This window comes from Sneathiella sedimenti, assembly GCF_017313765.1.
Lineage (GTDB): Bacteria > Pseudomonadota > Alphaproteobacteria > Sneathiellales > Sneathiellaceae > Sneathiella > Sneathiella sedimenti.
Genome location: NZ_JAFLNC010000002.1, coordinates 209,873 through 230,950, shown reverse-complemented (window position 1 = coordinate 230,950; position 21,078 = coordinate 209,873). Strand labels below are relative to the sequence as shown.

General features: G+C 52.9%; 19 protein-coding genes. 7 read left to right on the top strand and 12 right to left on the bottom strand.

Annotated elements, in window-relative coordinates:
* The first annotated feature begins 15 nt into the window (after positions 1-15).
* From J0X12_RS06260 to J0X12_RS06230, 7 genes are all read left to right on the top strand, one after another.
* On the top strand, positions 16-1,008 hold the full coding sequence (locus J0X12_RS06260) for a phosphotransferase family protein (protein WP_207043347.1): 993 nt from the start codon (positions 16-18) through the stop codon (positions 1,006-1,008).
* Positions 1,001-2,314 (top strand): phosphopyruvate hydratase, encoded by a 1,314-nt coding sequence (gene eno / locus J0X12_RS06255; protein ID WP_207043346.1) that lies wholly within the window; start codon positions 1,001-1,003, stop codon positions 2,312-2,314. Before J0X12_RS06260 ends, eno begins: the two co-directional genes overlap by 8 nt.
* Before the next feature lie 6 nt (positions 2,315-2,320).
* Positions 2,321-3,259: an NAD(P)-dependent oxidoreductase gene (locus tag J0X12_RS06250; protein ID WP_207043345.1), complete on the top strand. Its 939-nt coding sequence runs from the start codon at positions 2,321-2,323 to the stop codon at positions 3,257-3,259.
* An 83-nt stretch (positions 3,260-3,342) separates the two neighbouring features.
* The gene (locus tag J0X12_RS06245; protein WP_207043344.1) at positions 3,343-4,350 is read left to right on the top strand and encodes a LacI family DNA-binding transcriptional regulator; all 1,008 of its coding nucleotides are present in this window, start codon (positions 3,343-3,345) and stop codon (positions 4,348-4,350) included.
* A gap of 113 nt (positions 4,351-4,463) precedes the next feature.
* Positions 4,464-4,913: a PAS domain-containing protein gene (locus J0X12_RS06240; protein WP_207043342.1), complete on the top strand. Its 450-nt coding sequence runs from the start codon at positions 4,464-4,466 to the stop codon at positions 4,911-4,913.
* A gap of 227 nt (positions 4,914-5,140) precedes the next feature.
* Entirely contained in the window at positions 5,141-6,406 is a 1,266-nt protein-coding gene (gene otnK, locus J0X12_RS06235; protein WP_207043340.1) for a 3-oxo-tetronate kinase, read from the top strand.
* A 255-nt stretch (positions 6,407-6,661) separates the two neighbouring features.
* Positions 6,662-7,552, top strand: a complete 891-nt coding sequence (locus J0X12_RS06230) for an EamA family transporter (RefSeq protein WP_207043339.1) — start codon at positions 6,662-6,664, stop codon at positions 7,550-7,552.
* Positions 7,553-7,574: 22 nt separating this feature from the next.
* Here J0X12_RS06230 and J0X12_RS06225 read toward each other — a convergent pair whose 3' ends face one another.
* The 12 genes from J0X12_RS06225 to J0X12_RS06170 all read right to left on the bottom strand — a co-directional run bounded on the left by J0X12_RS06225 (position 7,575) and on the right by J0X12_RS06170 (position 21,028).
* Positions 7,575-7,940 (bottom strand): c-type cytochrome, encoded by a 366-nt coding sequence (locus tag J0X12_RS06225; protein WP_207043338.1) that lies wholly within the window; start codon positions 7,938-7,940, stop codon positions 7,575-7,577.
* Between the two features lie 134 nt (positions 7,941-8,074).
* Positions 8,075-8,647: a ferritin-like domain-containing protein gene (locus tag J0X12_RS06220; protein WP_207043337.1), complete on the bottom strand. Its 573-nt coding sequence runs from the start codon at positions 8,645-8,647 to the stop codon at positions 8,075-8,077.
* 28 nt (positions 8,648-8,675) lie between these two features.
* Entirely contained in the window at positions 8,676-9,365 is a 690-nt protein-coding gene (locus J0X12_RS06215) for an RNA polymerase sigma factor (protein WP_207043336.1), read from the bottom strand.
* A 190-nt stretch (positions 9,366-9,555) separates the two neighbouring features.
* Positions 9,556-10,380 (bottom strand): carbon-nitrogen hydrolase family protein, encoded by an 825-nt coding sequence (locus J0X12_RS06210; protein ID WP_207043335.1) that lies wholly within the window; start codon positions 10,378-10,380, stop codon positions 9,556-9,558.
* A gap of 32 nt (positions 10,381-10,412) precedes the next feature.
* Complete coding sequence (locus tag J0X12_RS06205; RefSeq protein ID WP_207043334.1) at positions 10,413-11,882, bottom strand: sugar ABC transporter ATP-binding protein; 1,470 nt, start codon at positions 11,880-11,882, stop codon at positions 10,413-10,415.
* A gap of 29 nt (positions 11,883-11,911) precedes the next feature.
* On the bottom strand, positions 11,912-12,964 hold the full coding sequence (locus J0X12_RS06200; RefSeq protein ID WP_207043327.1) for a substrate-binding domain-containing protein: 1,053 nt from the start codon (positions 12,962-12,964) through the stop codon (positions 11,912-11,914).
* A 35-nt stretch (positions 12,965-12,999) separates the two neighbouring features.
* Positions 13,000-13,977 carry an ABC transporter permease gene (locus J0X12_RS06195; protein ID WP_207043325.1) on the bottom strand — a complete coding sequence of 326 codons (978 nt, stop codon included), beginning with the start codon at positions 13,975-13,977 and terminating at the stop codon, positions 13,000-13,002.
* Complete coding sequence (locus J0X12_RS06190; RefSeq protein ID WP_207043324.1) at positions 13,974-14,918, bottom strand: ABC transporter permease; 945 nt, start codon at positions 14,916-14,918, stop codon at positions 13,974-13,976. The genes J0X12_RS06195 and J0X12_RS06190 overlap by 4 nt, the downstream gene beginning before the upstream one ends.
* Entirely contained in the window at positions 14,911-15,534 is a 624-nt protein-coding gene (locus tag J0X12_RS06185; RefSeq protein WP_207043323.1) for an isochorismatase family protein, read from the bottom strand. Before J0X12_RS06185 ends, J0X12_RS06190 begins: the two co-directional genes overlap by 8 nt.
* Positions 15,535-15,690: 156 nt before the next feature.
* The gene (locus J0X12_RS06180) at positions 15,691-18,897 is read right to left on the bottom strand and encodes an error-prone DNA polymerase (RefSeq protein ID WP_207043322.1); all 3,207 of its coding nucleotides are present in this window, start codon (positions 18,895-18,897) and stop codon (positions 15,691-15,693) included.
* Between the two features lie 3 nt (positions 18,898-18,900).
* Positions 18,901-20,406, bottom strand: coding sequence for a Y-family DNA polymerase (locus J0X12_RS06175; protein ID WP_207043321.1), 1,506 nt, complete (start codon positions 20,404-20,406; stop codon positions 18,901-18,903).
* Positions 20,369-21,028 (bottom strand): ImuA family protein, encoded by a 660-nt coding sequence (locus tag J0X12_RS06170; RefSeq protein WP_207043320.1) that lies wholly within the window; start codon positions 21,026-21,028, stop codon positions 20,369-20,371. The genes J0X12_RS06175 and J0X12_RS06170 overlap by 38 nt, the downstream gene beginning before the upstream one ends.
* Between the last annotated feature and the right edge of the window lie 50 nt (positions 21,029-21,078).

The window sequence follows — 21,078 nt, the reverse complement described above, 5'->3', positions numbered from 1 at the left end:
GGAGTGGAAATTCAAATGCTTGATACAGAAACCCGGCAATTCCTGTCGCGCAGCAAACTGATTACCGATGAGTCAAATATTCGGGCAGAAAAACTCACCGGAGGTATCTCTTCAGACATATGGAGAATAGACACGGAGTCACGAATATTTGTTCTCAAGCAGGCGCTACCGGAATTGAGAGTGTCGCAGCATTGGGAGGCCCCCCTCTCACGTAATGTAAATGAGGTCAACTGGATCCGGGAAGTTGCGGGAATCACACCGAATGCCGTTCCGAAAATTCTTTACTGTGAACCGGACGCCAAAATGTTCATCATGGAGTTTCTGGATTGCCCGACGTGGAAAGACCAGTTGATGCGTGGCGACGTGGACATTTACTTTGCCGCGAAAGTCGGGGAAACACTCGGCAAGATACATCAGGCGACAGCTAATTCCGCCATGATCGCAAGTAAATTTATGGTGCCAGAAACGTTTGACGCACTCAGGGTCGAGCCCTACCTGAAGGCAACAGCAAAAGCCCAGCCGTCGGTATCGGAACAGCTTCTCCAGCTCGCGTCGGATACTCTCTCTGCCAAGCGTGCACTCGTACACGGAGATGTCAGCCCAAAGAATATTCTGGTTGAGACAGCCGGACCTATTTTTCTCGACGCGGAATGTGCTTGGTATGGGGAGCCTGCATTTGATCTTGCGTTCTGTTTGAACCACATGCTGTTGAAGTGTGTCCATGTGCCAAAGAAGAAGGATGCGCTTCTCGCGTCGTTCGACGCACTCCACACTGCCTATTTTACTAAAGTCGATTGGGAGCCCGTAAAGGACCTTGAAGCGCGCACAGCAAGATTGCTTCCCGCTCTGTTTCTTGCCCGAATTGATGGCAAATCTCCTGTTGAATACATTCAGTCTGAGGATGCCAAAGATCTTGTGAGAAATACGGCCCTCCCCTTCATTAAAACGACGACGAGTCAGCTCTCTGAGTTCAAAAACTCATGGGCAAGGAATTTAGCGAATGATTGATACGACGATTGCTTCTGTTCTTGGACGACGGGTCTGGGACTCACGCGGTAGACCAACAGTTGAGGTTGACGTTCAGCTTTGTTGCGGTGCGCGCGGACGGGCGATTGCCCCGGCCGGCGCCTCCATGGGAAGCGGTGAAGCGGTTGATCTCCGTGATGGGGGCCATGCCTTCGGGGGTCTCGATGTGCGACGGGCCGTCGCGGCGGTCAATGAGGAAGTCGGCCCCAGGATTTCAGGGTTGGATGCCGATAATCAGGAAGAAGTCGATCGCGCCATGACAACGCTAGACGGGACACCAAATCGCAGCAGACTGGGTGGCAACGCAATTGTTGCGACTTCAATGGCCGTCCTGCAAGCCCGCGCCGCGGCCGACAAAACCCCGCTCTGGAAATTTCTGGCTCAGGAAAGTGACATTCGCATGCCTCTTCCGGAAATTCAGATTTTTGGCGGCGGCGCCCATGCGGCAAGACGGGTGGACATACAGGATTTTATGATCATGTGTCCGGGTGCATCGTCCTTTGCGGAAGCTCTCGATTGGACGGCGGAAGTATATCGTCACGCTGGCCTGCTTATGAAAGAACGGGGAAGCCTGCAGGGCGTCGCCGACGAAGGCGGATACTGGCCCGCCTTCCGATCGAACGAGGAAGTTCTGGAAAGCCTTGTGGTCTCGATAGAGAGGGCCGGTTTCAAGCCCGGCGTCGATATCGGGATATCCCTTGATGTTGCCGCATCCGAATTTGAAGAGAATAGCGTTTACACACTCGCGCTCGGAAACAAGCAATATGACACAGACGAATGGATCGCAATTCTTGGAAACTGGTTGGACAATTATCCGATACTATCGGTTGAAGATCCGCTCGGTGAGAATGACACGAAAGGATTCCAGACTTTCACGCGCCTATACGGATCGAAATGTCAGATCATCGGGGATGACTATCTTGTCACCAATGCAGCCCGGGTGGTTAAGGCTGCGAAAGATAAGGCGCTGACGGCCGTTCTCATCAAGCCTAACCAGGCCGGGACCATAACAGAAACGCGCGAGGCCCTTGAGGCTGCGAAAGCCAACGGCCTGGGGGCGATTGTCTCTGCCCGTTCCGGCGAGTCGGAAGATGTGATTATTGCTCATCTCGCGACAGGATGGGACGCAGGGCAATTCAAGGTTGGTTCCTTTTCACGATCCGAGCGCATGGCAAAGTGGAATGAAGTCTTGAGGATCGAAGAATCCTTGGGATCCCGCGCCAAATTTGCCGGTAGAGACGGATTGGTTTTTACTCCCTCCCCTGACTCTCAACCTGTAGAGGACTAACATCCCGTGAAAGCATTGTTGCAGTTTTCCGCCACTGTAAGACTGAAGGCTCAACTTGCCTCTGTCGACGGCGTGGAGATCGTCGTCATTGATGAAACAGATGAGATGGGGTTTCAGCGTGAAATCCGCGATTGCGATGTATTCCTGCATGTCCTGAAGCCGGTGACCGCACAAATGATCGCCATGGCCCCGAAGCTAAAACTTATTCAAAAAATCGGTGTTGGCGTCAATACAATCGACCTGGAAGCCGCCCGGAAGGCCGGCATCGCGGTTGCCAATATGCCCGGAACCAACACGGCCGCCGTAGCGGAACATACGCTTTCCCTTATGCTGGCCACTTTGCGCCGCATTCCCATGTTCGACACGGTGACACGACAGGGAAAAGGGTGGCAATTGCCGCCTAGCCAATCAGAGGCACTTGGAGAGATCAACGGCAGTGTCATAGGTCTCGTTGGTTATGGTGCTGTTGCGGAGCGGTTGGCATTACAGCTTACGGCACTCGGGGCAAAGGTTCAGTATTGGAGCCGGACTGTCCGACCTAATGCGATCGCATCGCCGTTACCATTCAAAGAATTACTGCGGACGAGCGATATCCTCTCCCTCCATGTTCCGGCAACGCCCGAAACGCACCACCTTATTGATGCCGAGGCAATACAAAAAATGAAACCCGGTGCTATACTGGTTAATACAGCGAGAGGGGAGCTTGTCGACGAAGCAGCGCTTGCGGGTGCGCTGAATTCCGGCCATCTTGCCGGCGCGGGTCTGGATGTGTTTGGGCACGAGCCTATGACAAATCCAGGCATGCTGGCAAAATGCCCTAATGTTGTCATGACACCGCATATCGCTTGGCTTACCCCGCAGACTCTTGATAGAAGCCTTAACGTTATTGAGGAAAATTGCCGGAGGATAGCAACAGGAAAGCCAATCTTAAACAGAGTTTGCTAATTTTCCTATTACTTGAGTAAGCTATTTTAAAATTCAGCCTGATTTTGGATCAAATTTCTACACATATGAAGCAACCTTATAAATTGGCGACAGCCAGAGAAGTAGCAGAGAAAGCCGGGGTTTCCGTATCAACTGTCGGGCGCGCGCTGGCGGACGATCCAAGGATAAGCGCAAAAACAAAATCACGCGTGAGGGAGGTCGCGGGCCAGCTCGGTTATGTCGGCAATCTGCCCGCCCGGCAAATGCGTGGCGCAAAAAGCAATCTGATCGGCCTGATGCTGCCGGACATCCGAAATTATTTTTATGCCACTATTGCCGAGGCTCTCTCGGAATGCTGCAGTTCAAACGGATATCAACTTGCCCTCTCGATTGCAAACGATCCCGAAACCGAGGCACGCCATGTAACAGAGCTTATCAGTGCGCGGGCCGCCGGAATTGTCATTGTCCCGACCGCAAATCCGAAGCGGGAAACCCGTGACCTGCTGAATAACTTCCCCCACGTTCAGCTGCTGCGTCGTGTCAACTCCTATAAATCAGCATGGTTCGGCATCAATGATGAAGACTGCCTGTGCGAGGGAACAAAACACCTTCTCAATCTGGGGCACCAACGTATCGCTTACATTGGCGGGTCGCGCGATCTATCGACGGGGAACGCACGCAGGGCCGGGTTTCGACGCGCCTTTACGGAAATGGGCGTTGATTTTGACAACGCGATCGAAGTTTTTGGACCTCCCTCTTCGGCACAATATGGCGCCACCGCCGTCATTGATCTCCTGAACCGTCCCGAGCCGCCCACAGCTCTTATAACAGGGACGATCCGGGTCACGCAGGCTATCCTTGAAATCCTGCATCAAAGGGGCGTGTCTGCGCCGGAGGATATTTCCATAGTGGGATTTGGCGATAATCCCGAGTTCAAATGGTGGGGTCCGGGTCTTACAACCATATGTATGCCTATCGAGGATTTGGCTACGACTTGCGGGCTATGGTTCCTGCACCATATTGAATCAGAAAAGCCAACAAATCTGCTTCATTCTTCATTGGCCAACGCATCTTTAACTATCCGTGGAAGTACCGCACCGCCATTAAAATGACCGCCCACATAGCGCACCACTTGAAGTTGCAGTCCCGTCGTATTAACAAGGATATGGCACAAAAAGAACCAGCATTATTGCTAACAGAACCTCAAACCTCTCGGGTACTTGAAATGGATCTTCAAAACTTTCCGGAAACGCTCGTTCAAAATATCTCCGATGCAATCGTCGTGTCCGATGCAGACGGTATCATCCGGTTCTGGAATTCTGGTGCGACCCGACTATTTGGATTTTCTGCTACGGAGGCAATCGGACAGTCACTTGACATCATCATTCCAACAAACCTTCGCAAAAGGCATTGGGATGGTTACTCGGAAACCATGAAAACCGGCAAAACCAAATATGGCGCGGGCGACCTTCTGTCAGTCCCGGCGATCCGAAAGGACGGGCAACGCTTTTCAACCCAGTTCTCAATTCTGGGCCTATCTGATGACTCCGGAAAACTGATCGGCGTTGCGGCAGTCATGCGGGATGTCACGGAGGAATTTGAAGAACGAAAAAACCTGAAAATTGCATTGGCGGAATGCAGGAAGGCGCGACAAGATCAGACTTCTAAACCATGAAGCTGAATTCTTTTTAACAATATTTAACCGGTTAAATACGAAATATAATTACTTCAATTCTTGATCGCCTACACTTTGACCCGCACATCTACGGATGTATATTTTCTCGTATAATGATCAGGTACTTAGACAAAAAGTATCCCGGAATATTTTAGGACTGCGTTTGAATAAAAACTGCTAGTATCTTCTTCGGGCACCGCAGTTTAGGCAAATAAACGGGGAGAAAATTGGGAACTGTTTTAGGATGTATTGCCGACGATTTTACCGGCGCGTCGGATCTAGCAGGGTTGCTGGCTCGCTCCGGATACAAGGTCAATTTACGGATCGGCACACCTGCTTCCCCGCCGGAGAATACTGCCGCATTCGAGGTCATCGCGTTAAAATCCCGGACATCCCCCGTTGATCAGGCCGTTACAGAGGCAGGCGCCGCACTCGCATGGTTGCAGAAGGCGGGCGCCACGCGCTTTTTCTGGAAATACTGCTCCACTTTCGACAGCACGGATAAAGGCAATATCGGCCCTGTGGCGGAAGCCTTGATGGCTGACCTCAATACAGATCAAACCATCTACTGCCCCGCTTTTCCGGAAAATGGCCGGTCCGTTTTCATGGGCAATTTGTTTGTAGGGGAGTTACCTTTGGCGGAAAGCCCGATGAAGGATCATCCGCTGACCCCGATGCGAGACAGCAATCTCATGCGGTTGTTGGCGCCTCAAACGACCCGTCCTATCGGGCTGGCGAACCGGCATTGCGTTGCGCAAGGTTACAATTCCCTGCAAACACGGCTGAACGAGCTGAAGAAAGATGGCATTGCTCATGTTGTTATTGACGCCGTGACCAATGACGATCTTCTCACAATCGCCGAAGCCTGTCGTAACATGCCCCTCATGACAGGGGGCAGCGCCGTGGCAATGCCTTTACCCGCCCTTTATGCCGCCGATGGGCTGTTGTCGGAGGACACGGAGACAAGATCCACACCCTTTATTGAAGGAGGCATGATTGTCCTTTCCGGCAGCTGCTCTTCCATGACACGGAAGCAGGTCGCGGCCTTTTCAAGGAAAGCAGACTGTTTTCAGCTGTCACCGCTGGACCTTGCCGATAGCGGCCCGCAACAAGCTCGCGACTGGTTAGCGTCACGCTCAAAAACCTCCACACCAATGATCTATGCGACAGCAGAACCGGACGAAGTGCGTCTGGCTCAGGAGAAACTCGGCGTTGAAAAGGCGGGTGAAATCATCGAAAGCGCATTCGCACAATTAGCTATTGATGCAAGAAATCACGGCAGACGTCGATTTGTTATTGCCGGAGGGGAAACATCTGGCGCCGTGGTCAAGGCACTCGGCGTTAGCGAACTGACTATTGGAGATGAAATCGCCCCGGGCGTACCCTGGACATATACGACATCCAACGGTCAAGACATAGCACTCGCGTTAAAATCGGGAAACTTTGGTGCAGAAAGCTTTTTCTCGGACGCGTTCTCCAAGCTGGATTCCTGAAGTCGGCAGTTTAACCGGGAAACAAAATGGCGTTTTTGGCCGTCGTCATTTTCTTGCATTGTCTTGCAGGTTAATTCGGACAGCCGATAAAAAACGATTTATTATATCACCTGACCGTTTAACCTTGGGTCTACTTTAGACAGTCATTCCGTTACAAGCACAAGAATTTCAGCGCCCCCAGAAAATGACGTAGCTGTAAGGTCCATCTGCAGCTATCGACACCAAACAAGTCCAACACTCCGAGAGTTCAGTCCAGTGACAGTATCCAACCTCAGCGCCGCAGAGAAACATAAAAACAATCTGACGGGAATTATGTGGATGCTCATCTACACCATATCAATGTCAGGAATGCATGCAGGGGTCCGCCATGTTTCGGAGAATGTCCATCCGTTCGAGACCGCTTTTTTTCGTCTGGTCTTTGGCCTTTTTGCCCTGGCGCCTTTTTTCTATCGACACGGCTTCACTGTTCTGAAAACCAAGAGATTACCGATGCTTTGCCTTCGCGGTGTGGTCAATGCGGGCTGTATGCTGGGTTTCTTTTACGCCCTCTCGATTGGACCCTTGGCACAGGTTACAGCGCTCGGCTTTTCTGCGACCCTTTTCGGAATTATTCTGGCCGTCTTTATTTTCAAGGAAAAGGTCGGCCTGAACCGCTGGACGGCGATTTTTGTCGGGTTTTTAGGCACAATAGTAATTCTCCGTCCCGGATTCGCCGATATCGGGATCGAAAGTATCGTAACCCTGGGCGCTGCGTTCGGCTGGGCGGTTTGCATGATGATCATCAAGGATTTAGGGCGCACCGAATCCGCGGAAACGATCACGGCCTATATGTCCCTGGTTATGGCGCCGATTGTCTTGATACCGGCCCTCTTCTTCTGGACCACGCCTTCCCTTTATGATTTCGCCTGGTTAATCGCGATTGGCCTCATGGGTGGCGCCGGGCAGTTCGCGATGGCGAACGCACTCAAATTTGGAGAGGCACAGGTTGTTCTTCCTGTCGAGTTTTCCCGACTGATCTGGATTTCCGTGATTGCCTTTTTTGCCTTCGGAGAAGTTCCGGGGATTTTCCTCTGGATTGGCGGCGGCATGATTATCGCGGCAACGACCTATATTACCATCCGGGAAGGTCGGGCTAAAAGGATCTGATACCCCTTTCAGACACACTCCCCTATTGTGCGTTGGCGGACGACGCAGATGACAGGAATTTCAGATATTCAATAATGGCGTGTCTTTCATCGGCCTTTTTCAGGCGGAACCCCATGGAGGTTCCCTTTGCGAAGGCGGTTGGGTTTACCAGCCATTCATCCAGTGTTTGATCCGTCCAGATCACATCCAGATTTCTGAGTGCCTTACTGTACTTATAATCCGCAACAGTACCGGCCTTGCGCCCATATACATCGCGATGTCGGGGGCCGATCCGGTTATTGTCAAGGGAGTGGCATCCGCCGCAACGGCGTTTGTATAGCTCCTCGCCCTTGACAACGAGTTGTTCGGAGACAGCGTAAGGGGGAACGCTGTCTCCTTGTGATGTCACCTGAGTTATCTCTCGGCCGGAGGAGTTGACTGAATCTTTCGCAACCACGCTACTGGATATCAGAACCACAGAGAAACACAGGATGACATTTGAAAGTTTTTTCATGTTTAAGTCTAATCGAAAGAAATGCTGACTTAGCCGAACATTAACGCCGCCTTGGGGATAGGCTGACCGAGTGCATTCGCCAGTATGGCCGCGTGGAAAGCCTCATCTCCGGCCATTTGAGCGGCGACCTGGTGATAATCCGGGCCTAGAGAGGGGATCAGTCCGAGATAGGCATTCGCCGCGCCACGCTCCAGGTCCAAGGCAAGACGCAGCACATCTACCTGATTTTTAAGGCTAGAGGCCTTTAGATCTGCGGCATAGGCGCCAAGGGATTTTTCTTCCGCGGGCTTACCGCCAAGCGTTTCCACAGCTTTCACCAGGACATCCCGATGGCCCTTGTGATGCCCCTGAAATGTTACACCGATATCGACCACGGCTGGGTCCAAAAGTCCACTGGTCGCGGCAATCTGATAGGCAGCAATGCCTTCATGCTCCAGGGCAATGGCCGCGTTTAGAATTTCAATATCCTGCGACGCATCGGCGGCGGCAGCCGTTTTTATATTACTTCCTACAACCATGGCGAGAGCCGTCGCCGACAATGTTTTACCAGTTGCACCGAGAAATGCGCGGCGGGAAGACAGAATCATACTGTTATTTGACATCGAAATACTCCTTGGTAGGGGGTTGAAACTAGATATTAAGGGCAGCTAGAACACGGTTGGTCATGGCATCACAGTCAGCACCGGCGAAGGCGATTGCATCAGAGGCAATGGTCTCGAACTTGAGTTCCAGGTGCTTGCGAAGTTCGCGGCGGGCTCTAAAAAGCCGCGACTTGACAGTGGCTTCCTTTATCTGCAGCACGTCGGCCGTTTCGGCTACAGACAATCCTTCGATATCCCGAAGAACAAAGACCGAGCGAAATTCGTCAGGCAAGCGCGCAATGACAGATTTCAGGAGTTCGGAAAACTGCTTGCGTAGCAGCTCGGATTCCGGCGATCGAGGACTAGACTGTGCCTCATATCGCGCCTGATATTCTTCCAATATGGCGATATCCTGCTGCAGATATTCGGTATGACGACGCTGTATGGCTCGCCTCCGATCTATTGCCGCGTTGAAAACAATACGGGTAAGCCACGTCGACAGGCTCGAGTTGCCATTGAACGTTTCAAGAGAATTAAACGCTTTCAAGTAAGCCTCCTGGACCACCTCTTCCGCATCCGCATGATTGCGAAGGACGCTCCATGCCGTTCGAAACAGTCGCTGGTTATTGCGGGTGGTAATCGTGCGTACCGCATGCGGGTTTCGAGCTGCCGCATAGCGTGCGAGTTCGACATCATCCAGCATTTCAAATTCAGCGTGCTTCAGGGGCATATCAATCATTCCTTTTTGCCCTGTTAGACGACAGGCAAACGGAAAGGTTCCCGGATTATTCAATTCTAGGTGAATAGCAGTGTCTGAGCGAGAATATTTTTGCGAGGTATATGCGCGGGCAGTAGCCGCCTCATACCGGAAATTGTCAAAGGTCGGGACAGCAGGTGGTCAGAAAATTATGATGTACAGCGAAAGCATATCAGTCGTAGAGCTCCGGTCGCCGGTCCAGGCGATAGGTCGCGATCGAGCGCCATTTCTCCAGGTCTTCACCCTTAAAATCAATATCTGCTATGGCGATATCTTCGCCCTTGGGTATCGAGGCCAGGATATGGCCAGAAGGGGCGATAATGCAGGAATGGCCGAGGCTGTCAAAACCCATCTCGTTACCTGTACGGTTGGCCATCGCAACGATCACGCCGTTCTCCAACGCTCTTGTGGCCGCCATACCTTGCGTCGTCACCCCACTCCAACCCCAGACATCCTGCTGGTAAGAGTCGCCGATCCAGTTCGTGCTGTTAATCACGATCTCCGCCCCCTTATTGACGAGGGTTCGAAAGTAGTCCGGAAAAATCATGTCATAGCAAATCGTCATGCCGATACGCCCCAGATCGGTATCGACAACTGTCGGGGTATTTCCAAGCTCATAAGAGAGACGTTCCGTCGAGAATAAATGCGCCTTGTAATATGTGGCCAACCGTTTCCCGGAAGGCGAGAAAATTACCTGCGCGTTATAAAACTTACCACCGTCTGCAACGACCGTCCCCACCGCAAGATGAATGCCAGCCCTGGCCGCGATTTCAGAAAGCTTCTGATCCGTGGGTCCATCTGTTGGCTCTGCAAGATCCGCCAGATCCTCGGAGATAAAATACCCTGTTGTCGCACACTCGGGGAATATGGCGAGATTGACATTCTGCGCGCCCGCTGTCTGCGCGAACCTGTCAATTTTCTGCAAATTCGACGTGACATCTCTAACGGCGCAATCCATTTGCACGACAGCCAGTTTCAGCTTGATACCCTCAGTCATTTCGGACCCTTCAAAATATAAATCAGTCATGTTCAGTTCAGTGTGCCGGTGGCCGCCTGAAGCACTTTCTCTTCGGTCAGCTGATCGGTCGGCAAATCCTCAACGATGTCACCTTCATGCAGAACCAGCAAGCGATGCGCCGCGGCAAACAGTTCCTTCATTTCAGACGATATAAATATAATAGCAACCCCCTGTTCGGCGAGCCCGACCAGCAATTGATAGATTTCTTCCTTGGCGCCGACGTCGACCCCCCGGGTCGGCTCATCGCATATCAGGACACTGGGATTACAAAGCAAGGCACGGCCGAAAATCGCCTTTTGCTGGTTTCCCCCGCTAAGTTCGTTAATCGGAACGTCAACAGAGCTTGCGACAAGATGCAGCCGATCGAGTATCTCGGTGCCGGCCTCTCTTTCATTCTTCTGCTGCAGGAAGCCGAACGAGGAAAATCTTTCCAGTGCGGACGCCGTCGTATTCTTTAGAACCGAAAGGTTGGCGAACAGGCCGTCATATTTCCTGTTCTCGGTCAGATAAACAATGCCGTGCTGAATAGCGTCTTGCGGCGAACCGGGATTAACTTTCTTCCCGTGCAGAATGATGTCCATTTCATCATTGCCTTCAAGCCCGATAAGCTTCCGCGCGAGACGGGTGCGCCCTGCCCCGACAAGGCCGGCGACGCCAAGGATCTCGCCCTTTATGACCTTGAAACCACGACGGCTGTCCTTAAACTTGACCTCCAGAATAGGCTCTCCCCCTGCCGCCGCGGCGAGGCCGGAGGACTGGATTATATCATGACCGATCATCATCCGGATGATATCCGCCGGCGAGATATCCGCCGTCCGAACAGTATCAATTTTTCTGCCATCGCGCAGGACGGTAACCCGATCGGAAATTGAGAATATTTCCTCCATGCGATGCGATACATAGAGGATCAGCATTCCCTGCTGTTTCAGCTGTTCAATAATCCGGAAAAGATTTTCCTGTTCGGGAAGCGATAGAACCGCTGTAGGCTCGTCAAGAATGAGAATTCGGGACTCCACTGACAGAGCCCGTGCAATTTCAACCAATTGCAAATTGGCGACGGACAATTCCTCGACCAAACTCGTTTCATCCAGCCCAAGATTATATTTATCCAGTATAGCGCGAGCGTCTGCGCACATCTTTTTATGACTGAGTATACCGGATTTCCCGCATGGTTCCCGCCCCAGAAAGATGTTCTGGGCGACCGTTAATTGCGGGATCGAGCTGAATTCCTGGTAAACCGTGCTGACGCCGCAACTGACAGCCACGCCTGGTGACGAGAGCTGGACAGATTTACCATCGATCGCTATTTCGCCTTCAGTCGGCCGGAAGACACCGGACAACAGGTTCATCAAGGTGCTTTTTCCGGCACCATTGGCACCGACAAGAGCGTGGACTTCGCCTGCCTCGGCAGTAAAATCCACGCCCTCCAGTGCCAACACACCAGGGAATCGCTTCGTCAATCCTTTGATTTCAAGCAACATATTCGTCCCTTTGTGTGCGCTTTACTCGCTTATTGCGGTTTCCATTCTTCCGGTAGCTCGCTGGCCCACCAGTCATCCGGACGATCCATTTCCGCATAAACACCCGCCGCACCCGGTGAGATATATTCTGACGGAACCTTCATGCCCTTACGGACACTTTCGCCACGCAGAATCCGCATCCCCAGACGCAGCGATTCCTGACCAACCCGTGTCGGGAAGGTAACGGCGCCGCCCTGGTTATTTGCGCGAACCCATTTCAGCCAGCCATTATACTCATCTCCCGGTGACATAACGACTTCGCCGAGCCGGCCAGCTTCGTCAAACGCCTCGGCCACACCGATAGACATCTGTCCGGCCGGAGAGAACACACCGTCAATCTCAGGATATTTCTGTAGGAGATTTTCAGTAATCTGCTTGGCTTTCGCCCGGTTCCAGTCACCATATTCGGCCGTCAACAGCTCGATATCTGGATACTCCTTCATAACTTCTTTAAGTGCCGCGAGTTGGTCAACCGCCGCTGTCGTTCCGGCAATGGGAAGCATGGCAAAAATCTTGCCCTTTCCGCCCATATCCTGGAATAGACGACGCGCCACCATTTCTCCGAGGTTCCACTGATCGATGAAGACACTTGCCGTCACCGACGGGCTGTCGACAAAACCCCCACCGGTATTGATAGTCGGGATGCCCTTTTCTTTCGCTTTTTGAAGCGCACCTTCAATCGCCTTGTCATCAACCGGCCAATACAGGATCAGGTCAACGCCCTTGCTGATCAGGTCCTCGATATCCGCAACCTGCTTGGTCGGATTAAAGGCCGCGTCCGTTACCAGCACTTCGGTAATTTCATCATGAAGCGAGGCCTCATACCGGATATGCTGAAGTGTGAACACAACCCAGGAGTTGCCCATATATCCGGCAGCAACACCAATTTTGTAGGGCCCATCCTTTTTATATGCAGTCGTATCAACCATCTCGGCGGCCTGCTTTTCCTGCATAACCCGGGCATCATCAGCAGCTACTGTCATACCAGACAACAGCCCGATCGCGACCAAGGTGCTTCCGACAAATGTGATAAGTTTTCTCATTGCCTTCCCCTTATTGTGTTACGTGCACTGCATACCTAGCGCACTTTTTTAAAGTAGATGTATGCTGAAGACGCGATAATGATTATGGCGCCCTTGACGATAAGTTGAGCGTTGTAATCAAGCCCAACGATGTTGACTAAATTGAACGCAATCAACAGAACAAATACAGCGGCAATCGTGCCGCCAATCCCGCCACGGCCGCCTTGGAATGTGGTGCCGCCGAGGATGACCGCGGCCAGTACATCAAACTCCAGCCCGCGGCCAGCAAATGTGCTCGAAACCCCTGAACGGGCCAGCAGTGCGATGCCCGCCATTGCCCCCATCAGACCGGAAAGGGCGTAGGCGAAAATGGTTATTCTTTTGACGGGCAGCCCGGAAAGCTCCGCGGCCTGAGGGTTACTCCCGATAAGATAAAGATTGCGACAGAATTTTGTTGTTTGCTGTAACCTTACGCCCAGCAGCGCGAGTCCAAGAAAGGTGAGCGCAAGAACGGGGACGATTCCGCCAATCCTGTAGTTGAAGAATTCCCGGAACCCAGGAGAGACGATCCCTCGCGCTGTTCCCCCGGAATAGATTTGTGTCATGCCCGTCACCACGACTGCCATTCCAAGTGTCAGAATGAACGGCGAAATGCGGTTATAGGCAATCAGGGTCCCGTTGATCCCACCGATACAGGCCCCGGCCGCGAGGGCGACCGTCACGGCGAGAGGAATGTTTGCTACCTGGCCATCCATCAGTACAGCCGTTAAGACAGCCGTCAGGGAAATAACCGCCCCGACCGACAGATCAACCCCCCCGAGGATCATCACCAGGGTCACCCCGATAGCAGCAATCCCGACCGGCGCCGCCTGACGGACGACATTGAAAATATAGACAGGGCGCAGAAATGCATCAGAAAGAAGCGCCGCAATCGCGAACAGCAAGGCCAGAACGACCCAGATTGCGTTGGAACTGGCCCATCGCCAGATTTTCGTCTGAACCCCATCTATCTCGGCGCCCATTCTGTCGCTCATGACGCGATAATCCTTTTTGGCTGGTTGAGGAGTATGGCAATGACGACGATCAGACCCTTAACGAAAATCTGAACAAAGGACGATATTTCCATAAGATTCAATATGTTGCTGGCAACACCGAGAACAAAAACCGCCGCAATGGTCCCGAGTATGCTGCCGCGGCCGCCAGCGAGTGAGGTGCCTCCCAAAACAACGGCAACAATGGCGTCAAGTTCATATCCGACACCTGCATTGGGATATCCGGTCCCGAGACGTCCCGCGACCAGCATACCGGCCACGCCCGCGGATACCCCGGAAATAATGAAGGCCCAAATCTTGACCCGCCCCGTCATGATGCCCGCGCGACGGGCCTGTTCTTCCCCGCCGCCGACCGCAAAGATATGGGCGCCAAGGCGTGTTTTATACAACAGGAATGAAGTGAGGAGCGCGACAAACATCAGCAAGATGATGGCAAACGGCACCCCTATGACTGTCCCGTTAGCCATCCAGGAAAACTCGGACGATACCTGCCCTACACTCCTGTCCGTATAAACGAAGATCAAGCCTTGCAGGATGCTGAGCATCCCGAATGTCAATATGAGCGGATGAATACGAAGCAGGTTATTGAGCAGGCCGTTGATCATCCCGACACCACCACCCAGTCCAAGGGCGGCCAGAATGGCAACGACCGTCATGCTTGACTCCCCTTGCATAAGGTCTGCGATGATGACGACGATAAGGCCGAGCAGCATACCGACCGAGAGGTCGATAAGGCCGGCAATGATAACGACCGTCTGGCCAATTGCCAGGATCGCCAGCGGCGCGGACTGGATGGCAATGTTGGTAAGGTTATTTACCGTCCCGAACTCCGGCACGAATATAAAGGCGAACAGCACCGTCAGTCCCAACAGGACAATTATCCCGTATTTGCTGCTGAGTAAGGATGTGAACGGGCTACGCATGTTTCATCCGTGTCAGTACATCTTCGGCGGTGGCGACCCAGCCAAATTTCATGGCGAAATTTTCCAGTGTAGCGGCCTGCAGATTCGGGGCAAATGATGAAACGGCATCCGTAACCATGACCGTTTTGAAGCCATGGTGAAAGGATTCCCGGGCTGTTTCCTCGACACATATTTGTGTGACTGTACCGGTGACGATGACCGATTTTATATCCAGCGAGTGAAGCATGTCTGCCAAGGCTGTGCCATGGAAGGCGCCATAGCCGAACTTCTCGATAATATGATCCCCGGCCTCTGGATAAATTTCACTGATGATGTCGGTACATTCAAGAGGCTCGTTTCGATCTTCATAGAGCCGTTGATGACCTTTCCAGCAACATTTCGTGTCTTCTTCACATTCCGGGGACCAGTTCCAGAGCAGCGACCTGTAGGGTGTGGAAAGGAATTTGGTGTAAAAAATCGGGCGCTTGGCGGAACGAAATGCGGAAATGAGAGATTGATGCGGCGCGATTGTTGTCCGGGCATCCGGTACTTCCAAGGGAGCGCCGGGACGCACGAAATCATTTTGCATATCAACGATCAACAGAGCCGGGCTGTCTACTTCAAGCAATGGTGCCACAGTTTACCCCTATCGCAGTTATGTTTTGTTGTTGCCCCTAACCGTTTCACAAAGCTAACTTATAAATCTAAATTTTGTCAATATCATCCAACTGGTTGGTTGATAAAATTATTGACGGGCGTTGTTTTTCTCAAGAAACAGTAGCGGTGTTCCAGATTAATGAAAATCCCTTGAAGGAAACAGGGCTTTTATCATATCACGCGGGTGTTTATGCAGGCTCACCGGGCGATTCTTCACCGGTTCGGCTCTGGATGCTTTTTTGAGGAAATTCTCATCACCCAGTTTTTCCAGATAGGATGAATAGTCCGTAATGCGATCTGCAATCAGGTGGGTCACAATATCTTTGCGTTCAATTACCCCGGAAATCTGAACCAGCCGTCCGGTCATCACCGCTCGTCGGTACCGTTCACATACCTTGCGCCAGACGACAATATTAATGCTGCCATCCTCATCTTCGAGCGTCATGAAAACCACCCCTTTGGACGTGCCTGGTCGCTGACGGGCGAGAACAAGACCCACTACACTCACGCGCTGCTTATCTGAAACTGACAGCAGGGATTTGGATTTCATTGTGCCTGGAAACTGCGGCCGGAGAAGCTTGATCGGGTGATCCCGCAGGCTCAGTCGAAGAGAACGATAGTCCTGCAACACATTCTCACCGACATGCATTTCTGGCAAAATTACATCTGGTTCCATCCCCTGCTCATCTTCTCTCGCATATGAAAACAATGGCAACGGTTTCTCGCCCTTGATCCCGCTGGCCTGCCACAGCGCTTCCCGTCGATCCAGATGAAGGGAAGAAAAGGCGTCCGCATCCGCCAGCCGTTTGAGAACCGCAGGCTTCACGCCGGCCCTCAACCATAAATCACGCACGGTAACATATCCGTTCTGCCTTGCCGCAACGATCCAGTCCGCGTCCCCCTCATTCATGCCTTTGACCTGACGCAGACCCAGACGCAGCACCAACCCGCTCTCTCCTGGTTCCAGGATGCTGTCCCACGCCGAGTAATTGACGTCTGCTGGCTTCACCGTCACCCCATGCTCGCGGGCATCACGGATAATCTGTGCAGGTGCATAAAACCCCATCGGCTGGGAATTGAGCAAAGCGCAGGCAAAGACATCCGGATGATGGCATTTCAGCCAGGCCGAGGCATACACAAGTAACGCGAATGACGCCGCATGACTTTCGGGGAAGCCATATTCACCGAATCCCTCAATCTGCTTGAAGCATCGTTCTGCAAACTCAGTATCATAGCCATTCCTTTCCATCCCCCGGATAAACTTGTCCCGGAATGAATTAATCGTGCCCATCTTGCGGAAAGTCGCCATGGCACGACGCAACTGATCGGCCTCACCGGGGCTGAACCCGGCACCGACAATGGCAATCCGCATGGCCTGCTCCTGAAAAAGCGGCACACCAAGTGTCTTGCCCAAAACACCTTCAAGTTCTTTTGAGGGATAAACCGCTTTTTCCTCCCCATTCCTCCGGCGGATATAAGGATGCACCATGTCGCCCTGAATAGGTCCGGGGCGGACAATCGCAACCTCAATCACCAGATCATAAAAATTGCGCGGTTTCATGCGTGGCAGGAAGGACATCTGGGCCCGGCTTTCCACCTGAAAGACCCCAACGCTATCGGCCTTGCACAGCATATCATAGACCGCCGTATCTCCCTCGGGCAGAGAGGCCAGCGTGTGGGAAATGCCGTAATGGCTCTTCAATAGCGCAAAAGCCCGACGAATGCAGGACAGCATGCCCAACCCCAGCACATCAACTTTCAAAATTCCCAATGTATCGATGTCATCCTTATCCCATTCAATAACGGTGCGGTTTTCCATTGCCGCATTTTCGACGGGGACAATTTCGTCAAGGCGTGACTTGGTAATGATAAAGCCGCCCACATGCTGGGACAGATGACGGGGATAGCCCATGATCTTCTGGCTCAACTCCGCACAAAGCGCCAGTCGCCTGTCATCCGGGTCAAGGCCCGCCGCCTTTATCTGGGCGCGGCTTGTACCCCGGTCCGACATTGACCAGCCCCAGACAAGGCTCGTCATGGAAGCCAAGGTATCCTGCGACAGGCCGAGCGCCTTGCCCACTTCGCGAATGGCCGAACGGGCACGATAGCAGATCACCGTTGCCGACAAACCGGCGCGGTGCCGGCCATATTTCTCATAGATATACTGGATGACCTCTTCACGGCGCTCATGCTCGAAATCTACATCAATATCCGGCGGCTCGTTACGCTCGACGGAAACGAACCGCTCAAACACCATATCAAGCCGTTCCGGCGAAACGGAGGTAATACCCAGAATATAACAAACCACCGAATTGGCCGCGGAGCCCCTTCCCTGACACAGGATTCCCTGTTCCGTCGCAAATTTGACAATGTCATAAATGGTCAGGAAATAGGGGGCGTAGTTTAGTTCCTTGATAACAGACAACTCCCGCTGAATAAGCTCTGCTACCTTCTCCGGAACGCCGTGTGGGAATAAATGCGCCGGGTATCGGGCGGGCAACCGATGGATGACAAGCCGTTCCAGTTCCGTTTGCGGATCCTGCCCGTTTGACACTTCTTCCGGATACTCATATTTCAGCTCATCCAGGGAAAAGCTGATTTTCTGGCTGATTTGCTGGCTCTGGCGGACTGCCTCCTCATATCCGGTAAAAAGCTCCAGCATTTCTTCCGTGCTTTTAAGATGTCGTTCCGCATTCTTCTGCAGGCGGGTGCCGGCCTCATCAATGGTGCAATGCTCACGGATACAGGTCAGAATATCCGCGACCGGGCGATTTTCCGGCCTATGCATCACGGCATGATTGCTGGCAACAAGCGGCACCTTATGCGCCTGCGCGACTTCATGCAGTCGGGCCAGCCTCAACTCATCATGGCCCAACAGTAAATTCTCTGCCGCCAGATACAGGGCTGATCCCAATTCAGCAACCCAGTAGCGCAAACATTCTTCGAAATGACCGTCGATTTCCTCCGGTGGCTGCAAGATGAAAATCATCCCTTCCGCCCATTCCAGCACATCTTCCTTGTGGATCAGGCACTGGCTCTTTTCGGCCCGCCGCCGCCCGCAGCTTATCAGACGGCACAGCCGTCCATAAGCATTCCGGTCTGTCGGCAGGGCAACCAGACATTGCCCGTCAGACAAAAGCAGTTCCGCGCCGACAATAATCCGCTGGCCAATTTTTTTCGCTTCCGCATAGGCCCGGACAACACCCGCGAGAGAATTGCTATCCGTAATGGCGACCGCTTCCAAATCCAGCTCCTTCGCCCGACGGACATAATCCTCCGGATGGGAGGCCCCTTCCAAAAAGGTGAAATTTGTTGTTGTATGCAGTTCGGCAAAGCGGAGCATTGGTTAACTCCCCAACCCATGAACAAACCATTGTGTCTTCATTCCATCGGTCACCCGGTAAAGCCAGAACAACGCCCCGAAGTGTGTCTTTGCCCACCAGTAATCACGGGGCCCGTTCCGCCAGTCAGGGTCATTCCGCCACCAGTCCGGCTCTATCCGCTCCGGCCCCGACAGCGGCGTCAGATGACATTTATGGCCATGCCAGAAAACCGTTTCAGGTGCCTTCTTTTCAATACCGTCATGCAGGAGAACAGAGACCGGCTTTTTCAGGATCCGAAGTGGTCGTTTGCCGGATGACCGTATCCAGCGTTGAGATCTGGATGCATAAAGCGCCGCCTCCCGACTGAAGGCGCGCTCCGGGATATGGCTGTCCGCCGGAAAGAACCGATGAATATACCGGTAGCCGACCATGTTCGACAGTTCAGTAATCAAACGCTCCATATCCTGTTCCCGGTTCTGGACTTTAGAATTTTCCAGGGAAAGTTGATGCAGGGTGAGCGGTGCCGCCTGCTCCGCAATCAGGATCAGCCGATCTATGCCGAACCCGACGTCAATCTGGTCAAAATGATGCAGGAACAGTCGCTTCAAAAGGTTTACATCAATGCTCGGCCGTGTGAGTTGAATGGAGAAAGACATGGTTCCATGGTCAACCCGTTCCAACTGCAGCCGCGCCTTGCGAATTCCCTGCTGCATCCCGGACAGGCGATGACATAACTTTTCAAGCAGCTCTTCCAACGCGGCCTCCACACCGGCATTTGTCGCCAGAGGATCAAAAAACTGCGCCTCTTCCATCAATCTCTTTTTATAACGCGCAAACTCTGTCACCTCAGCGCGGCGCCCAAAGAAATGGTCAAGCCGGTTTATTCCTTCCAGACCAATCCTGTTGGTCAGGGTCACGCGGGGCAACGCCCTCAAATCCCTGATTTTTCTCAACCCCAGCCTCTGGCAGAGAGCAGTGGAGGCATAGGACAGCCGTAGTGCCTCGACCGGCAGGTCGTTTGCTGCGTCCTGTAATTTCTCGGCGGTAATATTGCTTTTACTCTTCCCGAAATGGGCAAACCCCCAGGCGGCGGCCTTACTGTCCGCCAAAGCAAGACGGGCCGCAAACCCAAAGTCGTTCAGCTGTGTTTCCAGTGTATCCAGAAGGGCGTCTTCGCCACCAAACAGATGACTCGCGCCGGCGATATCCAGATACAGGTTATGTCCGCCACCACGCGAAACACGGGGCGTAAACCGGCTTGTCCAGCGCAATAGTCCCTGCAGGCACCGGATATCCTGCATCGGGTCTGCATCATAGTAGAGCATATCGGGAGCGGCGGCGCGCACATCAGCCAGGCTCATGCCCGGCGCAAACCCCATATTTTCCGCATTCCGGCTCAATGCCGATACGAAGGCACGGTTTGCCTCCCGCATGATCAGGGCAAACGGTCTCTGTGCAAGATCATGGTTTTGCCGGATCAGTCTTTCACTTTCAAGAAACGGAAACCAGATGCAAATCATGCGTTGCATGGTCAATCTCCACGATCCAGCGACACGGAGACCCGCGTCGATTCTTTACCAGATATAACTCGATCTGCGTTTTCTCATGGGACCAGTCCACAACCGTCACATACCAGCGGGTGATTGCGGACCCACATGAACCTTCCTGCTCTGGGGAGGCCATCCCCGCATGAGCGAGCCTGGTAACAAGGCCCAGGGTGTCCGTATTCTGCACGGCAATCTGAAGTTTTCGCATTTGCGTCTGGGTGAGCGGCTTTGGCACCTCAAGCAGCACACAGCCCGCCACATTTGCCGCCAATACTTCATAGGCAACCTTCAGCAAGTCCCGTGTGTCCGGCAGGCAGATCGCGATGAAATCTTCCGGTCGGCCGCCATATTGCGCCATCCCCGGCGGGTAATATTCCTCATTCGGGCTTCTGGTTGTCAGCCAGAACGCCCCTCCTCCTTTATGCCGCATAATCAATTGAGTAAAAAAAACAGCCGCCGGACCTGTGACTTCATGTATGGCCCCTAGATCCAGCCCTCCTTGCAATGCACCGTCAATCGCGGCCAGCCCGAGAGGCAAAAGCTGGCGTTCGCTTCGCCCCAGCTCCAACGCAATAATCTGCTCTCTTAATGTTTCATACCGCATGGCATCCTCTTATGTGTTCCTGTTTTGTTCTTATACAAGATCACACAAAG

Excerpts from the sequence above, each read along its gene's own strand:
- J0X12_RS06260 (WP_207043347.1), top strand. The coding sequence starts at position 16 with ATGCTTGATACAGAAACCCGGCAATTCCTGTCGCGCAGCAAACTGATT.
- eno (WP_207043346.1), top strand. The coding sequence starts at position 1,001 with ATGATTGATACGACGATTGCTTCTGTTCTTGGACGACGGGTCTGGGAC.
- J0X12_RS06240 (WP_207043342.1), top strand. The coding sequence starts at position 4,464 with ATGGATCTTCAAAACTTTCCGGAAACGCTCGTTCAAAATATCTCCGAT.
- J0X12_RS06220 (WP_207043337.1), bottom strand. The coding sequence starts at position 8,647 with ATGTCAAATAACAGTATGATTCTGTCTTCCCGCCGCGCATTTCTCGGT.
- J0X12_RS06215 (WP_207043336.1), bottom strand. The coding sequence starts at position 9,365 with ATGATTGATATGCCCCTGAAGCACGCTGAATTTGAAATGCTGGATGAT.
- J0X12_RS06210 (WP_207043335.1), bottom strand. The coding sequence starts at position 10,380 with ATGACTGAGGGTATCAAGCTGAAACTGGCTGTCGTGCAAATGGATTGC.
- J0X12_RS06205 (WP_207043334.1), bottom strand. The coding sequence starts at position 11,882 with ATGTTGCTTGAAATCAAAGGATTGACGAAGCGATTCCCTGGTGTGTTG.
- J0X12_RS06200 (WP_207043327.1), bottom strand. The coding sequence starts at position 12,964 with ATGAGAAAACTTATCACATTTGTCGGAAGCACCTTGGTCGCGATCGGG.
- J0X12_RS06195 (WP_207043325.1), bottom strand. The coding sequence starts at position 13,977 with ATGAGCGACAGAATGGGCGCCGAGATAGATGGGGTTCAGACGAAAATC.
- J0X12_RS06190 (WP_207043324.1), bottom strand. The coding sequence starts at position 14,918 with ATGCGTAGCCCGTTCACATCCTTACTCAGCAGCAAATACGGGATAATT.
- J0X12_RS06180 (WP_207043322.1), bottom strand. The coding sequence starts at position 18,897 with ATGCTCCGCTTTGCCGAACTGCATACAACAACAAATTTCACCTTTTTG.
- J0X12_RS06175 (WP_207043321.1), bottom strand. The coding sequence starts at position 20,406 with ATGCAACGCATGATTTGCATCTGGTTTCCGTTTCTTGAAAGTGAAAGA.
- J0X12_RS06170 (WP_207043320.1), bottom strand. The coding sequence starts at position 21,028 with ATGCGGTATGAAACATTAAGAGAGCAGATTATTGCGTTGGAGCTGGGG.